This is a genomic window from Serratia sp. NA_13 (genome assembly GCF_052691735.1).
Genome location: NZ_JBQZFV010000002.1, coordinates 273,371 through 291,077, shown reverse-complemented (window position 1 = coordinate 291,077; position 17,707 = coordinate 273,371). Strand labels below are relative to the sequence as shown.

17 protein-coding genes, 1 tRNA gene and 3 pseudogenes are annotated in these 17,707 nt (G+C 52.8%); 12 read left to right on the top strand and 9 right to left on the bottom strand.

Features of this window, described 5'->3' with window-relative positions:
• Positions 1–4 precede the first annotated feature (4 nt).
• Positions 5–1,195 (top strand): multidrug effflux MFS transporter, encoded by a 1,191-nt coding sequence (locus ACUTSU_RS04910; RefSeq protein WP_445649782.1) that lies wholly within the window; start codon positions 5–7, stop codon positions 1,193–1,195.
• Positions 1,196–1,260: 65 nt separating this feature from the next.
• On the opposite strand, the gene cspE is transcribed toward ACUTSU_RS04910, so the two are convergent.
• Positions 1,261–1,470: a transcription antiterminator/RNA stability regulator CspE gene (gene cspE, locus ACUTSU_RS04905; protein ID WP_002210315.1), complete on the bottom strand. Its 210-nt coding sequence runs from the start codon at positions 1,468–1,470 to the stop codon at positions 1,261–1,263.
• A 346-nt stretch (positions 1,471–1,816) separates the two neighbouring features.
• On the opposite strand from cspE, the gene ACUTSU_RS04900 reads away from it, so the two are divergent.
• The 5 genes from ACUTSU_RS04900 (at position 1,817) to ACUTSU_RS04880 (ending at position 6,883) form a co-directional block, all read left to right on the top strand.
• A complete protein-coding gene (locus ACUTSU_RS04900) occupies positions 1,817–2,980 on the top strand; it encodes a M20 peptidase aminoacylase family protein (RefSeq protein ID WP_445649781.1) in 1,164 nt (387 codons plus the stop codon).
• Between the two features lie 184 nt (positions 2,981–3,164).
• On the top strand, positions 3,165–4,490 hold the full coding sequence (locus ACUTSU_RS04895; RefSeq protein ID WP_445653829.1) for an LLM class flavin-dependent oxidoreductase: 1,326 nt from the start codon (positions 3,165–3,167) through the stop codon (positions 4,488–4,490).
• A gap of 92 nt (positions 4,491–4,582) precedes the next feature.
• Positions 4,583–5,110: a GNAT family N-acetyltransferase gene (locus ACUTSU_RS04890; RefSeq protein WP_445649779.1), complete on the top strand. Its 528-nt coding sequence runs from the start codon at positions 4,583–4,585 to the stop codon at positions 5,108–5,110.
• 48 nt (positions 5,111–5,158) lie between these two features.
• Positions 5,159–6,046: an amino acid ABC transporter permease gene (locus tag ACUTSU_RS04885; RefSeq protein WP_445649778.1), complete on the top strand. Its 888-nt coding sequence runs from the start codon at positions 5,159–5,161 to the stop codon at positions 6,044–6,046.
• A 9-nt stretch (positions 6,047–6,055) separates the two neighbouring features.
• Complete coding sequence (locus ACUTSU_RS04880; RefSeq protein WP_445649777.1) at positions 6,056–6,883, top strand: amino acid ABC transporter ATP-binding protein; 828 nt, start codon at positions 6,056–6,058, stop codon at positions 6,881–6,883.
• Between the two features lie 30 nt (positions 6,884–6,913).
• Here ACUTSU_RS04880 and ACUTSU_RS04875 read toward each other — a convergent pair whose 3' ends face one another.
• Positions 6,914–7,423, bottom strand: a complete 510-nt coding sequence (locus tag ACUTSU_RS04875) for a VOC family protein (protein WP_445653828.1) — start codon at positions 7,421–7,423, stop codon at positions 6,914–6,916.
• Positions 7,424–7,590: 167 nt separating this feature from the next.
• On the opposite strand from ACUTSU_RS04875, the gene ACUTSU_RS04870 reads away from it, so the two are divergent.
• Together ACUTSU_RS04870 and ACUTSU_RS04865 are read left to right on the top strand one after the other, a co-directional pair.
• Positions 7,591–8,070 carry a cold-shock protein gene (locus ACUTSU_RS04870; protein ID WP_445650239.1) on the top strand — a complete coding sequence of 160 codons (480 nt, stop codon included), beginning with the start codon at positions 7,591–7,593 and terminating at the stop codon, positions 8,068–8,070.
• A gap of 269 nt (positions 8,071–8,339) precedes the next feature.
• A complete protein-coding gene (locus ACUTSU_RS04865) occupies positions 8,340–8,501 on the top strand; it encodes a YnfU family zinc-binding protein (protein ID WP_174353239.1) in 162 nt (53 codons plus the stop codon).
• 5 nt (positions 8,502–8,506) lie between these two features.
• Here ACUTSU_RS04865 and ACUTSU_RS04860 read toward each other — a convergent pair whose 3' ends face one another.
• A complete protein-coding gene (locus tag ACUTSU_RS04860; RefSeq protein ID WP_445649776.1) occupies positions 8,507–9,955 on the bottom strand; it encodes a GGDEF domain-containing protein in 1,449 nt (482 codons plus the stop codon).
• 596 nt (positions 9,956–10,551) lie between these two features.
• Positions 10,552–11,093, bottom strand: a pseudogene (locus ACUTSU_RS04855) (flavodoxin family protein).
• A gap of 232 nt (positions 11,094–11,325) precedes the next feature.
• Here ACUTSU_RS04855 and ACUTSU_RS04850 point away from each other — a divergent pair.
• Together ACUTSU_RS04850 and ACUTSU_RS04845 are read left to right on the top strand one after the other, a co-directional pair.
• Positions 11,326–11,676 (top strand): annotated as a pseudogene (locus ACUTSU_RS04850) (aldo/keto reductase); the annotation flags it as partial.
• A gap of 314 nt (positions 11,677–11,990) precedes the next feature.
• The gene (locus ACUTSU_RS04845; RefSeq protein ID WP_445649775.1) at positions 11,991–12,152 is read left to right on the top strand and encodes a YnfU family zinc-binding protein; all 162 of its coding nucleotides are present in this window, start codon (positions 11,991–11,993) and stop codon (positions 12,150–12,152) included.
• Between the two features lie 97 nt (positions 12,153–12,249).
• Here the strand turns inward: ACUTSU_RS04845 and ACUTSU_RS04840 are convergent, their stop codons facing one another.
• From ACUTSU_RS04840 to ACUTSU_RS04825, 4 genes are all read right to left on the bottom strand, one after another.
• Complete coding sequence (locus tag ACUTSU_RS04840) at positions 12,250–14,205, bottom strand: acyltransferase family protein (RefSeq protein WP_445649774.1); 1,956 nt, start codon at positions 14,203–14,205, stop codon at positions 12,250–12,252.
• 717 nt (positions 14,206–14,922) lie between these two features.
• Positions 14,923–14,999, bottom strand: a tRNA-Arg gene (locus ACUTSU_RS04835).
• A 95-nt stretch (positions 15,000–15,094) separates the two neighbouring features.
• The gene (locus tag ACUTSU_RS04830; protein ID WP_445649773.1) at positions 15,095–15,382 is read right to left on the bottom strand and encodes a hypothetical protein; all 288 of its coding nucleotides are present in this window, start codon (positions 15,380–15,382) and stop codon (positions 15,095–15,097) included.
• Complete coding sequence (locus tag ACUTSU_RS04825) at positions 15,379–15,588, bottom strand: hypothetical protein (protein WP_445649772.1); 210 nt, start codon at positions 15,586–15,588, stop codon at positions 15,379–15,381. The genes ACUTSU_RS04830 and ACUTSU_RS04825 overlap by 4 nt, the downstream gene beginning before the upstream one ends.
• Positions 15,589–15,819: 231 nt before the next feature.
• On the opposite strand from ACUTSU_RS04825, the gene folD reads away from it, so the two are divergent.
• The gene (gene folD / locus ACUTSU_RS04820) at positions 15,820–16,686 is read left to right on the top strand and encodes a bifunctional methylenetetrahydrofolate dehydrogenase/methenyltetrahydrofolate cyclohydrolase FolD (RefSeq protein WP_445653827.1); all 867 of its coding nucleotides are present in this window, start codon (positions 15,820–15,822) and stop codon (positions 16,684–16,686) included.
• Positions 16,687–16,696: 10 nt separating this feature from the next.
• Positions 16,697–16,909, top strand: coding sequence for a ribosome-associated protein YbcJ (ybcJ, locus tag ACUTSU_RS04815; protein WP_012005606.1), 213 nt, complete (start codon positions 16,697–16,699; stop codon positions 16,907–16,909).
• A gap of 74 nt (positions 16,910–16,983) precedes the next feature.
• Here ybcJ and ACUTSU_RS04810 read toward each other — a convergent pair.
• Positions 16,984–17,672, bottom strand: a pseudogene (locus ACUTSU_RS04810) (MgtC/SapB family protein).
• Positions 17,673–17,707: the final 35 nt, after the last annotated feature.

The following is a 17,707-nucleotide window of genomic DNA, read 5'->3' as shown; positions in this document are numbered from 1 at the left end:
CCCTATGACCAGACAACTTGCCAGACAACGTCTGGTGTACGCGCTCGTGCTTGGCCTGCTAGCCTCACTGGGGCCGCTGTGCATCGACCTCTACCTGCCCGCCCTGCCGGAAATGGCAGGCGATCTGAATACCTCAACCGCTACGGCACAGCTCAGCCTGACCGCCGGCCTGCTCGGTTTGGGCGTCGGCCAGCTGATTTTTGGCCCCTACAGCGACAAACTCGGCCGTATGCGCCCGTTGTTAGTGTCGCTGACGCTGCTGCTGGCCGCCTCGCTGTGGTGCGCCCTGGCCCCCAATATCGATCAGTTGCTGATTGCCCGTCTGTTGCAAGGGCTGGCCGGTGCCGGCGGTGCCGTCATTTCTCGCGCTATCGCCCGGGACCTTTATTCCGGACACGAACTGACGCATTTCTTCGCCCTGCTGATGTTGGTCAACGGCCTGGCACCGATCGTTGCGCCGGTATTGGGTGGCGCCATGCTGCAGTTTATGGACTGGCGCGGGATTTTTGGCGTACTGGCGGCCATTGCCGTGCTGCTGTTCACGCTCGCCAGCCTGAAGTTGGATGAGTCATTACCTGCCGAACTCCGCAGCCCGGGCGGTATTTTTGCCATGTTGCGGTCACTGGGCGGATTGCTGATCCAGCGTCAATTTATGGGCCTGTGCCTGACGCAAGGTTTTGTGATGGCCGGGATGTTCGCCTATATCGGCGCCTCGCCTTTCGTGCTGCAGCAGATTTATGGCCTCAGCCCGCAGATGTTCAGCCTGTGCTTCGCCATCAACGGCGTCGGGCTGATTATTTCCGCGCAAATCGCCAGCCGCCTGAGCATACATTTTGGTGAAAGGAAGGTATTGAAAGGAGGGCTGACCCTGGCGGCGATTTCTTCGCTGCTGTTACTGTTGGCAGCCAGCCTGCACGCGCCGCTGGCACTGTTGATGGTACCGCTGTTCTTCTCGGTGGCAGTGATCGGTATTGTCGGCCCTACCGCATCGTCATTGGCGATGCAAAGCCAGGGCGACAAGGCGGGCAGTGCCTCTGCGCTGATTGGCGTGAGCATGTTCACACTCGGTGCCTGCAGCGTGCCCTTGACGGGGCTGGGCGGCACTTCCAGCGTATCAATGGCACTGACCATTGTCGGCTGTTACGCCGTCGCCATCACGCTGTTTAAACTGCTGGTACGCAAAGCGCAGGCATAAAACGACGAAAAAAAGCAATAAAAAACCCGCTCAGTGAGCGGGTTTTAAGAATTTCGGCTGTAGCATTAGATAGCGATAACGTTAGCAGCAGATGGGCCTTTGGCACCGTTCGTGATTTCAAATTCTACACGCTGGCCTTCAGCAAGAGTTTTGAAACCATTGCTAGCGATGGCAGAGAAGTGAACGAAAACGTCCTTGCTACCATCTTCCGGAGTAATGAAGCCGAAGCCTTTGGATTCATTAAACCACTTAACGCTACCTTTAATCTTAGACATCAAACTTACCTTTAACGTGAATGAAAGACACTAAACATGTGTCCAATACAGTACAGCAATTAGACGGGATTTTGTCCACACCCTGGATCACATAAAATCGATAAAGAGTGAAAAAGTCCGTGTCCTTCGGTGTAAATCGCTTGCCCCCTTTGCCATTGTCTCCGCAGGTAGTCCAATCCTCTTCAAACTACGTCGAACAGCGGTCGAACGCCTGTTTCACCCGCCGTCAGCCTGCCTTGCCGGCGTGATGCAGACACAATCGCTATGTAATATAACCAGACAGTCTTTTTGCTTCCGGTCACCCTGCACTAGGGTTAAGGCTTATTAACCACTGTGAGCCAAGACTATGACCAGCCAACTGGCCGAAAAAATCGTCGCCTACCGCCGTGAACTGCATCAGAACCCTGAGCTGTCCAACCACGAATTTGCCACTACCGCCCGCCTGACCCGTTGGCTGGAAGAGGCCGGTATCCGTATTCTTCCGCTGGAGCTGAAGACCGGCGTGGTGGCTGAAATCGGCAGTGGCAAGGGGCCGATCATTGCGCTGCGCGGGGATATTGACGCCCTGCCGATTGAGGAAATTTCCGGTGTGCCGTTCAGTTCGCAAAACAGCGGCGTTATGCACGCCTGCGGACATGATTTCCACACCTCGGTGATGCTGGGCGCGGCGCATTTGTTGAAAGCACGCGAAGCCACCCTGCCCGGCACGGTACGCATTTTCTTCCAACCGGCGGAGGAAACCTTCAACGGTGCCCAGCACCTGATCGACGCCGGGGCACTGGATAACGTGGCGGCGGTATTCGGTCTGCACAACGCGCCGGAGCTGCCGACCGGTACCTTTGCCACCCGCGCCGGGGCGTTTTACGCCAATGTCGATCGCTTCCAGATCCTGATCACCGGCAAGGGAGCGCACGCCGCCAAACCGGAGCAAGGGGTGGACACCATCGTCACGGCCAGCCAGATTGTCAACGCGCTGCAAACCCTGCCCAGCCGCAGCTTCAGTTCGCTGGAGTCGTTGGTCGTGAGCATCACGCGTATTGAGGGCGGTAACACCTGGAATGTTCTGCCTCAGACCGTAGAACTGGAAGGGACTGTACGGACCCATAGCGATAAAGTTCGCCGCCAGGTGCCGGATAAAATTCGCCAGGTGATTAACGGCGTCGCCGCATCCCTTGGCGCGCAAGCGGAACTACGCTGGCAGGCCGGCCCACCGGCGGTAGTCAATGACGCACGCTGGGCAGCCTTCAGTAAAGCCGTCGCCGCCGAAGCCGGCTACCGGGTGGAAGAGGCTGAACTGCAGATGGGCGGGGAAGACTTTGCGCTTTATCTGCACCACGTCCCGGGCGTGTTTGTCAGTATTGGCTCGGCCAGTGAATTTGGTCTGCATCACCCGCGCTTCAACCCGGATGAACAGGCAATTTTCCCAGCCTCGCAATATTTCGAACTGTTGGCTGAACGCACGCTGCAGCAATTAGTCACCACGCCGCAAAAAGCCACCAGCAAGGCATAAAACTCCCCCGGTTATTATTCGCGGCGCGGTGTATTCTGCGCTGCGAGTTATTATTTCCCCCTCGGTTATATTTGCCAGTTTCAACATTAGAATATGCTGTTTTGTTGTTTTACATCCTGTTGGTGCTCATCAATAGTGGGGCTCTAAATATAGCGCCACACAGGCACTTAACAGGGTGAAAGCAATGAGCAACAGTGCGAAAGAACAACGACAATTGCGCCTTGGCGCCATTTTGCATGGCGCATCGGGAAATATGTCTGCCTGGCGACATCCGGACGCCACTGCCGATGCCAGTATTAACCTCGATTTCAATATTGCCACGGCAAAAAAAGCCGAACAGGGTAAATTGGATTTCGTGTTTGTGGCCGACGGCTTATATATCAATGAGAAATCAATTCCCCATTTTCTCAATCGTTTTGAACCTTTAACCCTGCTCGCCGCACTGTCCGCCGCCACCGATAAAATCGGGCTGGTGGGCACCTTATCCACCTCCTACAGCGATCCCTTTACCGTTGCGCGCCAGTTCGCCAGCCTGGATCACCTCAGCAAAGGCCGGGCCGGCTGGAACGTGGTGACCTCGCCTCTGGAAGGGTCGGCAAAGAACTTCTCGCGCGCCGAGCATCCTGAACACAGCCTACGCTACCGCATTGCCAGCGAATACCTCGACGTCACCAAAGGATTATGGGACTCGTGGGAAGGTGACGCTTTTGTGCGCAACAAGAACAGCGGTGAATTCTTCAGCGCTGGTAAACTGCATACACTGAATCACCAGGGCGAGTTCTTCTCGGTACAGGGGCCGTTGAATATCGGCCGCACGCCACAAGGACGGCCGATTCTGTTCCAGGCCGGTGCCTCGGAAGACGGTAAGCAACTGGCAGCCAAACACGCCGACGCCATTTTCACCCACCATGAAAGTCAGCAACAGGCACAGGCGTTTTATCAGGACGTTAAAAAACAGCTGGTGGAACAAGGCCGTGAACCGGATGACCTGCGGATCTTTCAGGGCGTCAGCGTGATTGTCGGTGACGACAATGAAGATGTGGAGCGCCAGTATTGGGAAACCGCCCGCCTGGTCAGTATCGAAAATGCCCTCAACTACCTTGGCCGCTATTTCGAGCACTATGATTTCGCCCGCCACCCGCTCGATGATCCCTTCCCGGACGTCGGTGATCTGGGACAAAACAGCTTCCGCAGCACCACCGACGCCATCAAGCTCAATGCCCGCGAACGCAATCTGACGCTACGGGAAGTCGCGCTGGAAGCCGCATCGCCTCGCCCGATATTTGGCGGTACGCCGGAAGCGGTGGCGGACGGCCTGCAAAGCTGGTTCGACACCCAAGCAGCCGACGGTTTCATCATCAGCGGCGGCACGCCAAATTCATTCGGCCACTTTGTCGATCGCGTGGTGCCGATCCTGCAGCAGCGCGGCCTGTTCCGCAGCGATTACAACGGTGACACGCTGCGTGACCATCTGGGCCTTAAGTTGCCTGCCAATCAATTCACTCAATAACAATAATAATTTCTCAGGGATATCCGCTATGCAAACAACCTTTAGCGTCCTGCCCACCCAACGTAACGATCCGGGCGATTAGGAGCATACAGATGGCAAACGACGTTTTTATCCAAACGCTGCCCTGCGATCCGCTGGTCCAGCCGGTGATCGCCGGGCTATTCGGTGAATATCGCCAACGCTACGGCGACTATTTTGGTGATCAGGAACAGGAAGCACTGGATTTGTACGCCCCGCCGCAAGGCGCCTTTATCGTGCTGTTACGCGCTGGAGAGCCGATCGCCATGGGGGCCTTCAAACGCTACGATCCGCAAACTGCCGAGCTGAAACGCATCTGGACAAGAACAGATCTGCGCCGCCAGGGCCTGGCACAACGGGTATTGCAGCAACTGGAAACGCTGGCGCAGCAACAGGGTTACCGCCAGCTCTACCTGACCACCGGCTTTCGCCAGCCGGAGGCGGTGGGCTTGTATTTGAGCAACGGCTACCAGCCGCAGTTCGATACCAGCGTCGATACTGAAGTCTACAGCCGCCCCCCTTACGATGGCCGGCTGCCGTTTCGCAAAAGCCTGATAACAGCAGACGCGCTCTGTTGCGCGCCGGAAAGGAAGATTGCCTAGGGGATGTTTCCCCTTCCCCACCCTTTTATCTGTTTCAGGAGAGTTGTGATGTCCAAACAAGAAGTCTTAAAAGTGGTTCCCGCACGTTACCCGCTGCGGCTGGCAGGTGCGTTGTTCTCGGTGTTTATTCTGGCGGCGATCCTCCAGTCTGTGGCGACCAACGAACGCTGGGAATGGGGGGTATTCGCCGAATGGTTCTTTGCCCCGGCGGTATTATCAGGGCTGGGGCAAACCCTGCTGCTGACGCTACTCGGCACGCTGTTCAGTATCATCTTCGGGACGCTGCTGGCCCTGGCACGGTTATCGCGCTCCTACCTGTTGGCTTTGCTGGCATGGGGTTACATCTGGCTGTTCCGCTCGCTGCCGCTGATCCTGGTGCTGATCGTTCTGTATAACTTCTCTTATCTGTACGACTCCATCTCACTGGGCATCCCCTTTACCTCACTGGTGTTCGCCAGCTATCCGACCATCGATATCCTCAGCCAGTTCTCGGTTGCGGTGCTGGGGCTGACGCTGGTGCAGTCGGCCTATACCGCAGAAATCATCCGCGGCGGCATTATCGGTGTCGAGTATGGCCAGCATGAAGCGGCGGCGGCACTGGGGCTGCCGGGCTATCGCCGCACTTTCCGCATTATTTTGCCCCAGGCGCTGCGCTCAATCATTCCGACCGGCTTCAATGAAATTATCAGCCTGGCGAAGGGCACTTCAATTGTCTACGTGCTGGCGCTGTCGGAGCTGTTTTATACCATTCAGGTGATCTATAACCGCACCCAGCAGGTGATACCACTGCTAATGGTCGCCACTGTCTGGTACCTGTTCATCACCACCGCGCTGTCGATCATTCAGTATTACATCGAGCGCTATTTCGCCCGTGGCGCAGTGCGCGAACTGCCGCCAACGCCCTGGCAGAAACTGGTCGGTTGGTTAAAACGTTAGGAGGAACCCATGTCCGAAGCCATTGATTACTATGCCCTGCGCGGAGCGGCGGTTCACCGCATCGTTCCGGTACCGGCGCGCGGCCTGATTGAAATCAGCAACGTGAGCAAATTTTTCGGTAAGCACAAGGCGCTGAACGACGTCAGCCTGACACTGCAACCGGGCACCGTCACGGTGATCCTCGGCCCTTCAGGTTCCGGCAAATCTACCCTGTTGCGGGCCATCAACCACCTGGAGCGTGTCGATGAAGGCTTTATCCGCATCGACGGCGACTATGTCGGCTACCGGCGCAAAGGTGACAAGCTGTATGAGCTAAAAGAGAACGCTATCCTCAAGCAGCGCATCAACGTCGGTTACGTGTTCCAGAACTTCAACCTGTTCCCTCACCTGACGGTACTGGATAACATCATTGAAGCCCCGATAGTGCATAAAATTTACTCGCGGCCCGAGGCCAAAGAGGTGGCTTATCAGCTGCTGGATACCGTCGGCCTGCGCCACAAGGCTGATGCCTACCCTCGCCATCTGTCCGGCGGGCAACAGCAGCGCATCGCCATTGCCCGCGCTTTGGCACTGAACCCGAAGGTGATTTTGTTTGATGAACCGACCTCGGCGCTCGATCCAGAACTGGTCGGTGAAGTCTTGGACGTCATCAAGGGCTTGGCAGATCTTGGCGTAACGCTGGTGGTGGTCACTCATGAAATTGGCTTTGCCCGCGAGGCGGCAAATCAGATTGTGTTCATGGTTGATGGGCAAATCGTCGAACAGGGAGATGCCCGTCGGGTACTAAACCATCCGCAACACCCCCGCACCATCAACTTCCTCAATAAAGTGCTGTGATCAGCGGGGCGTCAACTACGCCCCGCTCTGTTAGAGCAACGCGAAACGGCGTTTTTCAGCGGTAAAATCCAGCGGTTTGATGCCGCGCTGATTACGATCCTGCTCGGTCAGTAGTGCCGGAGGAATAAACCAGGTCACTTCAAACAGTAACCCATCCGGATCGTGCCCATAGATACTTTTGTGCACGCCATGATCTTCCTCCAGCCCAAGAATGCCTCGCTGCGCCAACTGGTCGCGGATGCGCTCAAGTTCGTCCAGGCTGTCGACCTCCCAGGCCAAGTGGTACAACCCGGCCGGCGGCTCGTTTTCCGCCGGTGGCTCACCGTTGCCGCGAAATACCCCGGCCCGCTGCTGCCCCAGGTTCTTGCTGAACAGCGCCAGATCGTGATCGTTATCCGAATCGGCCGCCTGGGTAAACACCGCTTTATCCGGGCTGCCTGAGGGTTTAAGCTTAAACCCCAGCACCTGATGATAAAAATCCGCGCTTTGCTGCACATCGCTGACATACAGCACCGCATGGTTAAGCCGTTTAATACCCATCGATTTTCCCTTTCAGAAATGAATTAAAGTCAGAAAGAAAATAGCATGTGGCCACAAACCCACTAAATGCCGTAATCGCATTATCAAATGCCGGGCACGCAACCTGTCACTGCAAGGCATTCCGCGCTATCATATGCACTGTATTGAGCGACTTTATGAGAATGATGATGAACGGCAAGATAACGACTTTTTTTGAAGACAAAGGCTTCGGCTTTATTACCGATGAGAACGGGGAAAATCGTTATTTTCACGTGATTAAAGTGCAGAACCCGGAGCTGATTAAGAAAAACGCGGCGGTGACCTTCGAACCGACCAACAACACCAAAGGCCCATCGGCGTTTGCGGTCAAGGTACTGGCGTCGAGCAAGTACATCATCATCGCCAACGAAAGAATCAAGATCACCAGCATCAAAGCCTTCAACACCTTCACCAAAGAAGTGCCGGTGAAAGCGGACGTGGATAAAGAAAATACCGTGCTGTCGGTCGGCCTGTTGATGAACCGCATTCGCCCGCAGTCCGAAGAAGCGCCGCAAACCATGCAAACGCTGCGCATGCTGACCATCACCACCTTCCAGAACGACACCCATACCTTCTCTGAACATGAGATCGACATGGATGAAACCCTGAAAGTGTTGAAAAGCCTGTAATCACAACCACCGCCAGCCGCATATACCCTATGAATTTCGAGTTGGCCGCTCTGGCGCGTCCATGCGCTCGCGGCATTTGTACATCCCTGTACAGCACAGCCAGACGACCAGCTAGCTCATCCCCAGGCGCTTACTAAAGTCAAGTAACTGGGGGGAGATAGTGCAGGTAACAACGCTGCAGCTTGAAAGGCGACGGGTATAAAACATTCTAAGCAATTTGATACCACCTGTGTTAGCGTGGGCTTTCACCTGACACAGGCCATTTTATTATGTCTGATACCAGCAGTGTTAAAGGCTTTATCAACCGCTCTACCAAAATCGCCTGCCCGAAATGCGCCTACGTCACCACCCAAAAATGCTCGACTCTGCGGCAAAATGTCATGCTTATCTGCCCAAATTGCGGTACCGAGTTTGAACCCAAGCAGAACTGAAGCTCTTATTTAAACATGATGTGGCCAACGCTGTTGCCACTCACCGCGTTAAACGACTCCACCCGGTTACGCCCCTGCGACTTGGCGCGATAAAGCGCGATATCTGCCATATTCATTAGCTGTTCCAAGGATTTAACTTCGTTCATCCCCAGACTGGCGACGCCAACGCTGATGGTGATATTCAACGGCACTTTGCCCGTGGGGAGCAAATCGGCTTTTTGTACCAATTGCCGCAAATGTTCTGCCAGTGCCACCCCCTGCGCTGCCAATGCTCGCGGCAGCATAATGGCAAACTCTTCCCCCCCCAAACGGCCAAATAGCTGATCGTGACGCAACTCACGCCGCACGATATGGGCGAATGAAGCCAGTATCTGATCGCCCGCCAGATGCCCATGGGTATCATTAATCTGTTTAAAATGGTCAATATCGATCAGCAGCAGCGACACCGCCTCCTTCGATATATGTTTGTGCTCCAGCAGTTCGCCAGCCTTGCGAGTCAGTGCATTGCGCGCCAGTACGCCAGTCAGAAAATCGTGATTAGCGCTGTGCTCCAGTCGCCGCATCAGCTTGCGGTTAACGGCAATTGAGCTGGCAAGGATCAGCGGCCCCATCACCAGCATGGCGATCCCCAAACGGGCTGACATCAGCGTGTCGAGGAAGGCAACGTGGTTGTTCGGCGTTTCATACAACATCAGGTTGGCGGAGATACTGCTGATCTCGGTCATCCCCGTCAGCAACGTCAACAACGTCACCGTGAACAGTTGGTAGCGCACCGCACACCACAGCAGCGCAGGAATGGGGAATGCAATCGCTCCCGGACCGCCGATATACACACTGAACACCAGTGAAAACAGCAGCGCCAGCAGCGGCATACTGGCGCGCAGCTGCCAGTTGATTTGCATACGCAACAGTTGTTTGAGACGCGGTGCCGCCAGCAGCACCGGCAACAACAGCAGGTTGGTCGAGAACTGCTCGCTGAACCAGGCTAACCAGGCGATAACGACCGAGTTGTTGTACAGGCTGTCATTACGCAGTATCGATAAGGTCGACGCCACCGCCGCGCTACTCAGGCTGGCGGTAAACATATAAAGGATTGTCTGGGGCTTGCCCATCCGGCGCTGCGACTTTGGCAGCAGCGATATCACGCCATAACCGGTGGCAATCAGCGACATATTGCAGGCGTTCAGCCACATCGCCAGCGACAGGCTCTCGCCGTTGGCCAAATCGGCGCCGGTCATGCCAATACAGATGACCAGCCAACCGGCTGGCCTGGCATAGGCGGGTTTACGTAATAACAGGCCGAGTAAAATCGCATTTACCGGCCAAAACAGCGAAAGCGATCCTATTGGGCGGGTAAAAATACCCAGCATGGAAAGCAAAAAGGCCAGCAGAAAAAGTGTAATCAGCTGGATAGCCGCAGGCAAGCCATGTTTGTCGCTTATTCTGGCGTTCATCGCCTTACCCATACATTTATAATAACCAGAGCAATTCTATGCATATTCCCTCGCCCGGCATAATGCAAATGACATAAAAACCAGAGGCAGACTTAAAAAATACAGGCAGATCAGTCACAAAGATACATTCATTTTTATTTAACGGAATGTTCTTAACTCAAGCCGTCAACGGCAGAGTACATGAAAAAATAATGTTCAAGGATATCTAACAGCATAACGTAAAGCATCGCCAATCAGCACAACGCAAAAACCATAAAAATAAAAAGGGTATTTTACTTGCTGCACGAACCATTCTGTTGATTATTATTTTTCAGCCAGTGACTCCTGACAACAATTAAAACCAGGAATGTAAAAAAAAGCCCGCACAGTGTGGGCTCGCTTGAAAAGCAGCTAATTGACAGTTACGACACAGCCATTGCATGACCGTGTTGCTGCTCATTGTATCGCCGGAAGCTTAAGCCCACCTTAGCAACAAAAAACCCGGTCTAGGAACCGGGAATGTTTGTACAAAATGCAGTGTTAGCCCAAGCAGGCTAATAACATTCGCCATTTTACGCTGCAATTGTGTAGAAAAAATGAGCGCAGGGGAATGGCTATTAAGCCAGTTTGGCGGCAAAGCCCGCCACGCGCTGCCCGTAAAGGCTGGCCGTTTCCAAATCGCCAGACAACATTTCATCCACACCGGCGTCAGCAGGCGTTTGCACCAGCAGCCCTACCGAGCCTCCCAGGTTGTTGATATCGGTACGCTGCGCCGAATTGGGATTCGCGGGCATCAGCCCCAGGCTGCCCCACAGGCCACCATGCTGCGAGGCCAGAGTTTGCAGAGCGATCAGCGTAACCTGCTTATCACCGTTCAGGCTGGCGCTCCACCGAAAACCTTGTCCTGCCACTTACGGCCGAACCAGACTTTTGAACTGGCATCGGCAAACTTTTTAAACTGCCAGGACGGGCCCCCCATACAGGTCGGCGAACCAAAAATAATGGCATCCGCCTCATCGAGTTTCTGCCAGGCTTCATCGCTGATATTGCCTTCCTGATCGATAGCGATCAGTTCCGCTTGCGCGCCCTCGGCAACAACCTTTGCCAAACGCTCGGTGTGGCCGTAGCCGGAATGAAAAATAACCACTGTCTTCGCCATTAGGAACGCCCAGATCGTGGCAGTAGAGTGCCGACGGCACCCGAGGATATTCTTATCCAATCTAATCAACTGACCTTGGGGTGAATACCAAATTTATCTGACAGAGTTATTCAAAAAAAACGGGCAGCACTCATGCGCCAATGGCCTGTGGGCCCTGCTGTCGGGCGAAGTCAATAATCGCACGCAGCGGCCGCGGTATTTGCCGGTTGGCGGGGTGCCATAACGCGCCAAAGAGAACGGTACTCGACGAGCCATGGTTCGCAACAAAGGTATGCTGACCGAGCACAATATTACCATTGCCGAAACGGTATTGACGCTGGCTAGCGAGGCGGGTTTTAGCCCTTCTCAGATAGCCCCGGCCTGGACGCAGCACAACCCGGCAGTGATGGCCCCGATCATCGGTGCACGCACGCTGGCACAACTGGAAGATAACCTGGGAGCGCTGGAGGTCAGGCTGACAGAAGAGCAGTGGCAGCGTCTGGACACGACAAGCGCCATTGAACTGGGCTTCCCTCATGATTTTCTGGCGCTACAGGTTACGCGCGATATCATGTTTGGCGGTTTGACGATTGAGCGCAGATAAAAAAAATCCCGCTCAAGGCGGGATAAACTTAACAGGGATGGGGTAATACACTACAGGGAATGGATAACACACAACATCATCGGGTAGGACTACATTACCAATCCCAATGTATAGAACTGTCATCCCTGAGTAAGTTTGCTCCGGCAGATGTAACGCTGGATGCAAATGTGACATTTTTACTCTGTACTTCCTTACTCCAGTCCGGCGTAATCCCCGCGTCGCACTCACAAAAATGATTAATAAACAATCAATAAAGGGCTATTGCCGGTGCCAGATGGTAGAATGAGGTTCCCTACATCTACCCGGTGAAAGATATGTCTATCTTTGATGCCCTTAAGATGTTCAGCAGCACAACGATAAAAGTGACGTGTCCAGAATGCGCACACGTATTTGAACAAAATAGCCGCAAGGTGCGTAAAAACATCACCCTGATTTGCCCCAAATGCGGCCACTATTTCCTTCCTGACGAAAAGTAGTGCCTGCAACACCTCGCCGCCGTTAATGCGAAAGTACGTTAGCGCTGATTTTGAAAAAAAACCTCAGCGCCAACGCAAAATCCACTCCGAATTAACGTTAAAACATCTTCTGGAACATCGGAACTAATAATTTATTACCGTACTCACTGACATGATTATCATCATAATAGATAGGACGACCATCATGAGTGCTTTCGCACTTGCCATTTTTACAAAGTAGCGGCAACGGATTCAGGATCTTCACGCCGCATTTTGCTGCTGCTTCATCCTGAGCTTCCCACACAAATGAGTGGCGCTTCATATAATCACTTTCAGAAAGGTAAATATGTGGAGCTTCTTTGCCAAGCATCATTGCTCTGGAGATAGTTTTTGACACATTAGATGTCATTTCAGGCATAGGCCTGACCATAAAGACAGGGTGTTCAGCCGCCAGTTCACAGGCAGTATCTATCATGGATGCCTTAAATTCAGCCAAAAACTCAGGCGTTGGCGTCTGATATACGGTGGAAAAATAAACTATCGGGGTATTCATTCTTTCTGCAATAATCTGGCGCCCAAATGCATAGACTGAAGTCCTGTTAACGATGACGATTGGGATCGATTTATCAAGACCAGCTAATTTTTTCCGCTGCCACTGATTGAACCCATAGCAGTCTTGATTATCTGTTGCTTCACCAGGAACAGTTTTTGCACCATAGATTGTTGGGCAACCAGCATAAGTAAGATTTAAGACCCCATCATTTTTGCTCGGTAATGCAGCTTCCACCGCAGTAGTCATGGCATTAGCATGGCTGTCGCCAACGAGTATTGCCTTAATCTTGCTGCCGCCAAAAACGCACCCAGGAGAGGTTGTACCCGATATTGCAAAACAGCCCACCCGGCTTGGATTGGAATTAAGACTCTCGTTAGCGATAAGATCAATCTTTGCCGGAACTCTATCAGGATAATTAAATTTAAACATCGCTACGGATGCAACACCAATAATCATCATGCAGGCAGCGATACTGAACACATTACCCCATGCAGTTTGTCTGGATAATCCTTGACGCGTAGGATTTTCAATCAACCTCAACGACAACTCACCCAAAATGACGCTTAAAATGAGCCCGCCAATCATCCATGTCCATAATCCGGCAGTATTGTTGTACGCCAGAAATACCACAATCGGCCAATGCCAAAGGTAGATAGAGTAAGATGAAACCCCAATACGCTCCGCAACGTAGTTTGACGTAAAGATAGACCCTTGCCTGCCAGCAGCAAGCACCAACATTGCCCCACCAACCGGAACCAATGCATAAACACCCGGCCAGGCAAGCTTGGGTGTGAAAAAGACAATCGCAAAAGTAATCATGATGAAACCCACTAGTTCCATCAGATTTTCTTGGTTCTTAGAAAATTTCGCGTTACGGGTTAGCCACCATACAGCACCGCCTCCCAGCATCTCCCAAGCCCGCGTTGGCAATAAGAAAAACGCGGCAGAAGGCAATTTGATCGATAAATAACAGGCAAGGGAAAACGAGAGAATAAACCCAGCGAAGATCGTGAATTTTATCCCGCCAGCTTTCCAAAACCTCCACATAATCAGCAAGATAATGGGAAGAATAATATAAAACTGCCATTCAACAGATAGGGACCAGGTATGAAGCAACCACTTTTCATGAGATGCAGCATCGAAATAACCCGACTCTTTCCAGAACTTTACGTTTGAAATAAATAGAATCGCGACTAAAACATGCTTTGAAAGCGTGCTGTAATCTACCGTAGTGAGGAAGAACCAGCCAAGGACAAGCAGAGTCAAACACAAAGCCAGCAGTGCTGGGATAATTCTACGGGCGCGGGCCAGATAGAACCGCCAAATTGAGAATTTACCGGTTTCCAACCCAGTGACGATAATCTGCGTCATCAGAAAACCAGAAATAACAAAGAAAACATCCACCCCGACAAAACCGCCAGCAAAACCAGGTATACCAAAGTGGAAGAGAACAACAGCGATTACAGCCCAGGCACGAAGCCCGTTGATGTCATGCCGAAAAGTCCTTGCAGTAGAAGACATATATAATACTCATCTATCAAAATTATGAGGATAGCTAACAGCTTGTAATGTTTCTTGACGGTGCATTTTGCATCATGTGCAGAATTTTACCTATAGGAGGAATGACTAATCAGATTTTTACGGCGGATTCTTAAAGAAGTGATATCGTTCAGTAACTGACTGCCCTTAGCTACAGCGCTCAGTACTTTACACCACGCCACACTTGACTACCATTGCTTCTGCAGTCCACATCAGTACTCGTTACAGTACAGGCAGGTGTAGTGGCATAGTTAGCTTCGAAACCGCAGCACGGAACGGCGACCCCTTCGAGAAATTTATCAGCGTGGAGGGTATTCCCAACGTATCCCGCCAGAAGTGCAGCGACTACCTGAAAACTCAGACGATCCGCTCATGGATGCGCGAAGTTGGTCTGGTTCGGCGCGGCTGGTCGGCAAAGACAGCGATCGGCATGCGTGCTGATGAACCGCAACGCGCTGACTCTAACAAGGCTGCAGCCAAGCGTTACAACCTGGTCTATCCGCTTTGCCGCTGTTTAGTGGCATAAAGGGGCCCCTAATTTCCATTGAACGAGATGAGCCCCCTCAAAGGCCCCCAGAGACCACTTGATTTGGGTATAACTGAGTTGACCTCGATAGAGCTCGTGACAGAAAAATTCAGTAATTTCAGGGAGTATAAAGGATAAAAAGCGAATTCAGTAGAGGTGTGTTGACTTGAAAATGGTACGCCCTACAGGGCTCGAACCTGTGACCTACGGCTTAGAAGGCCGTTGCTCTATCCAACTGAGCTAAGGGCGCATTGGGATGCGGCAACCAAAGTTGCGGAGTGCGATTATACGGTCAGAGGTTACTGAGTCAATGCCTTTTCATGACGTTACGGCGGCAAGCGTGCTTTATGGTGTTTTTTCAACCATTACCGCCGCCGCTCGTTGAGTCGGATCGGAAACGGGTTGTTCAGGAATACGCTCCGACTGTTGCTCTGTGGAGCGCTGCTGGCAAATGCGTGCCGAGTGCACCATTGCATTAATATTGCCCCAATCGACATGTTCGGTCGCCAGCAGGTTGCAAGCGACCGACAGCGATTGACTTAGCGTGGCGTTGACCGGCGCGGCATTTAACGAAGCCTGCCCCGTGGGTACCCATGCCAATAGCAGAATCCCAATGCCTTTGATGTGGCTCATACGTAGAACCGCCGACACAGCGCCCCCAAACGTGCCCGCCAGGCGGGGCGTGCTTTGTGGGCGCTAAGCTGGTGCAATGCGACCAGCTGCGCTACGTCCGCCGGGTGCAGCGACGAATCAAACACCGTTTCACCCACATGTTTAGGCGGATAAGTCGGGTTATCAATTGGGTGATGCCGTGGGTGTAGCCGAGTGATGATCATCATGATGGTTGCTCCGTTAGCCCCTGTGACCGGTGCTAATACCGCAGTGTGAAAAGTCACAGCTTAAGTAGCACGAAGTAAAAAAGGCGTAGAGGATCATTCTGTTGGCATAAAAAAAGCGTAAATCATGCCTGGCAAACGCCGTCGAACACGATTCAGCGCCTGACAGCGCGCTCCGCTTCTGACAAAATAGCGCCATCCCCGGCTTTTCTTAATTGATGGATTTCCTCACTGATGTCAGCAAAGATTATTGATGGTAAAACGATTGCGCAGCAGGTTAGAAACGAAGTGGCTGAGCAAGTTAAACAACGTCTGGCCGCCGGCAAACGTGCGCCGGGCCTGGCAGTCGTGCTGGTTGGCGAGAACCCGGCCTCACAGATTTACGTCGCCAGCAAGCGCCGCGCCTGTGATGAGGTGGGCTTCCTCTCCCGCTCCTACGATTTGCCTGCCACCACCAGTGAGGCAGAATTGCTGGCGCTAATTGATCGGCTGAATGCCGACGGCGAAATCGACGGCATCCTGGTGCAGTTGCCGCTGCCTGCCGGCATCGATAACGTCAAAGTGCTGGAGCGTATTCATCCGGATAAAGATGTCGACGGTTTCCACCCTTACAACGTCGGCCGTCTGTGCCAGCGCTCACCTAAACTGCGCCCATGTACCCCGCGCGGCATCGTCACTCTGCTCGAGCGTTACAACATCGATACCTATGGCCTGAATGCCGTCGTGGTTGGCGCATCCAACATCGTTGGCCGCCCGATGAGCATGGAGCTACTGCTGGCCGGTTGCACCACCACAGTGACTCACCGTTTCACCAAGAACCTGCGTCATCACGTTGAAAACGCCGATCTGCTGATAGTCGCGGTCGGTAAACCGGGCTTTATTCCGGGTGATTGGATCAAACCGGGCGCGATCGTGGTGGATGTCGGCATCAACCGTCTGGAAAGTGGTAAAGTAGTCGGCGATGTAGAATTCGATGCCGCCAGCGAACATGCGGCCTACATTACTCCGGTTCCGGGTGGCGTTGGCCCAATGACCGTTGCTACACTGATCCAAAATACCTTGCAGGCCTGCGAGGTTTATCACGACGTTCAACCTAAATAAGTAAGGCAGTATGGAAACTTTTAATCTGGATAATCACCCGCACGTCGAACTGTGCGACCTGCTCAAGTTCCAGGGCTGGTGTGAAAGTGGCGGTGCCGCCAAAGAAGTCATCGCCGATGGGCAGGTGAAAGTAAACGGCAAGGTAGAAACGCGCAAGCGCTGCAAAATCGTCGCCGATCAGGTGGTGGAGTTTAACGGTGGCAAGGTTGTAGTTAAGCCGTAAGCCGTGCTCCGTAGAAAAGCCATTAAAAAAATGCCGGGATAGCCCTTCTGCCCGGCATTTTTAATATTCCCCCTTCACGGCTCAATGACGCTTAGCATGTTATACAATTCATGCAGTGCCGCACGTCTTCTGATCGTCAGCTTGAGGTTCACTTCTATTTTATTTTTTTAATGTCGCGTATCGTCATCGCATCAATGAAATTTTTCTGCTGATTAAGCTCGACCATCAACGATGGCAGACCTTCTTTTTCATCGAGTATCAAACGTACTTTCACTTTCCCTAAGTGTTGGTGTTGCGATTGCAGTAAAAAAATATAAGGGCTAAGTTTTATTGCCAGTAAAAACAACCCTGTAGCCAATAATGCGTGCAGATGGAAACTCGCTCCGCAGGCGATGCCAACCCCTGCTGATGCCCAGATGATTGCTGCAGTCGTCAGGCCCGAAATCGCATCGTCATGACGATGTAAAATCACACCGGCGCCTAAAAAACCGCCCCCACTGATAATTTGTGCCGCCAGCCGCATAGGATCACTGCGGATATTGATGGAAATCTCAGCGTAATACTCGGCAGACTGAATTGACACTACCGTTAATACACAACTGGCAACGGCAATAATGACGCAGGTTTTAAACCCGACGGGCTTGCCCTTGGATTCCCGTTCCAAACCAATTACGCCCCCCAAAACAAACGCCGATAATATCTTGGCTACCGTCGCCAGATGAAATGGCCCCAATCCGCCAAGTTCCGATAACAAGCTGTCCATGAGTGCCCCATTTCCTACAGCTAACCATTTAACTG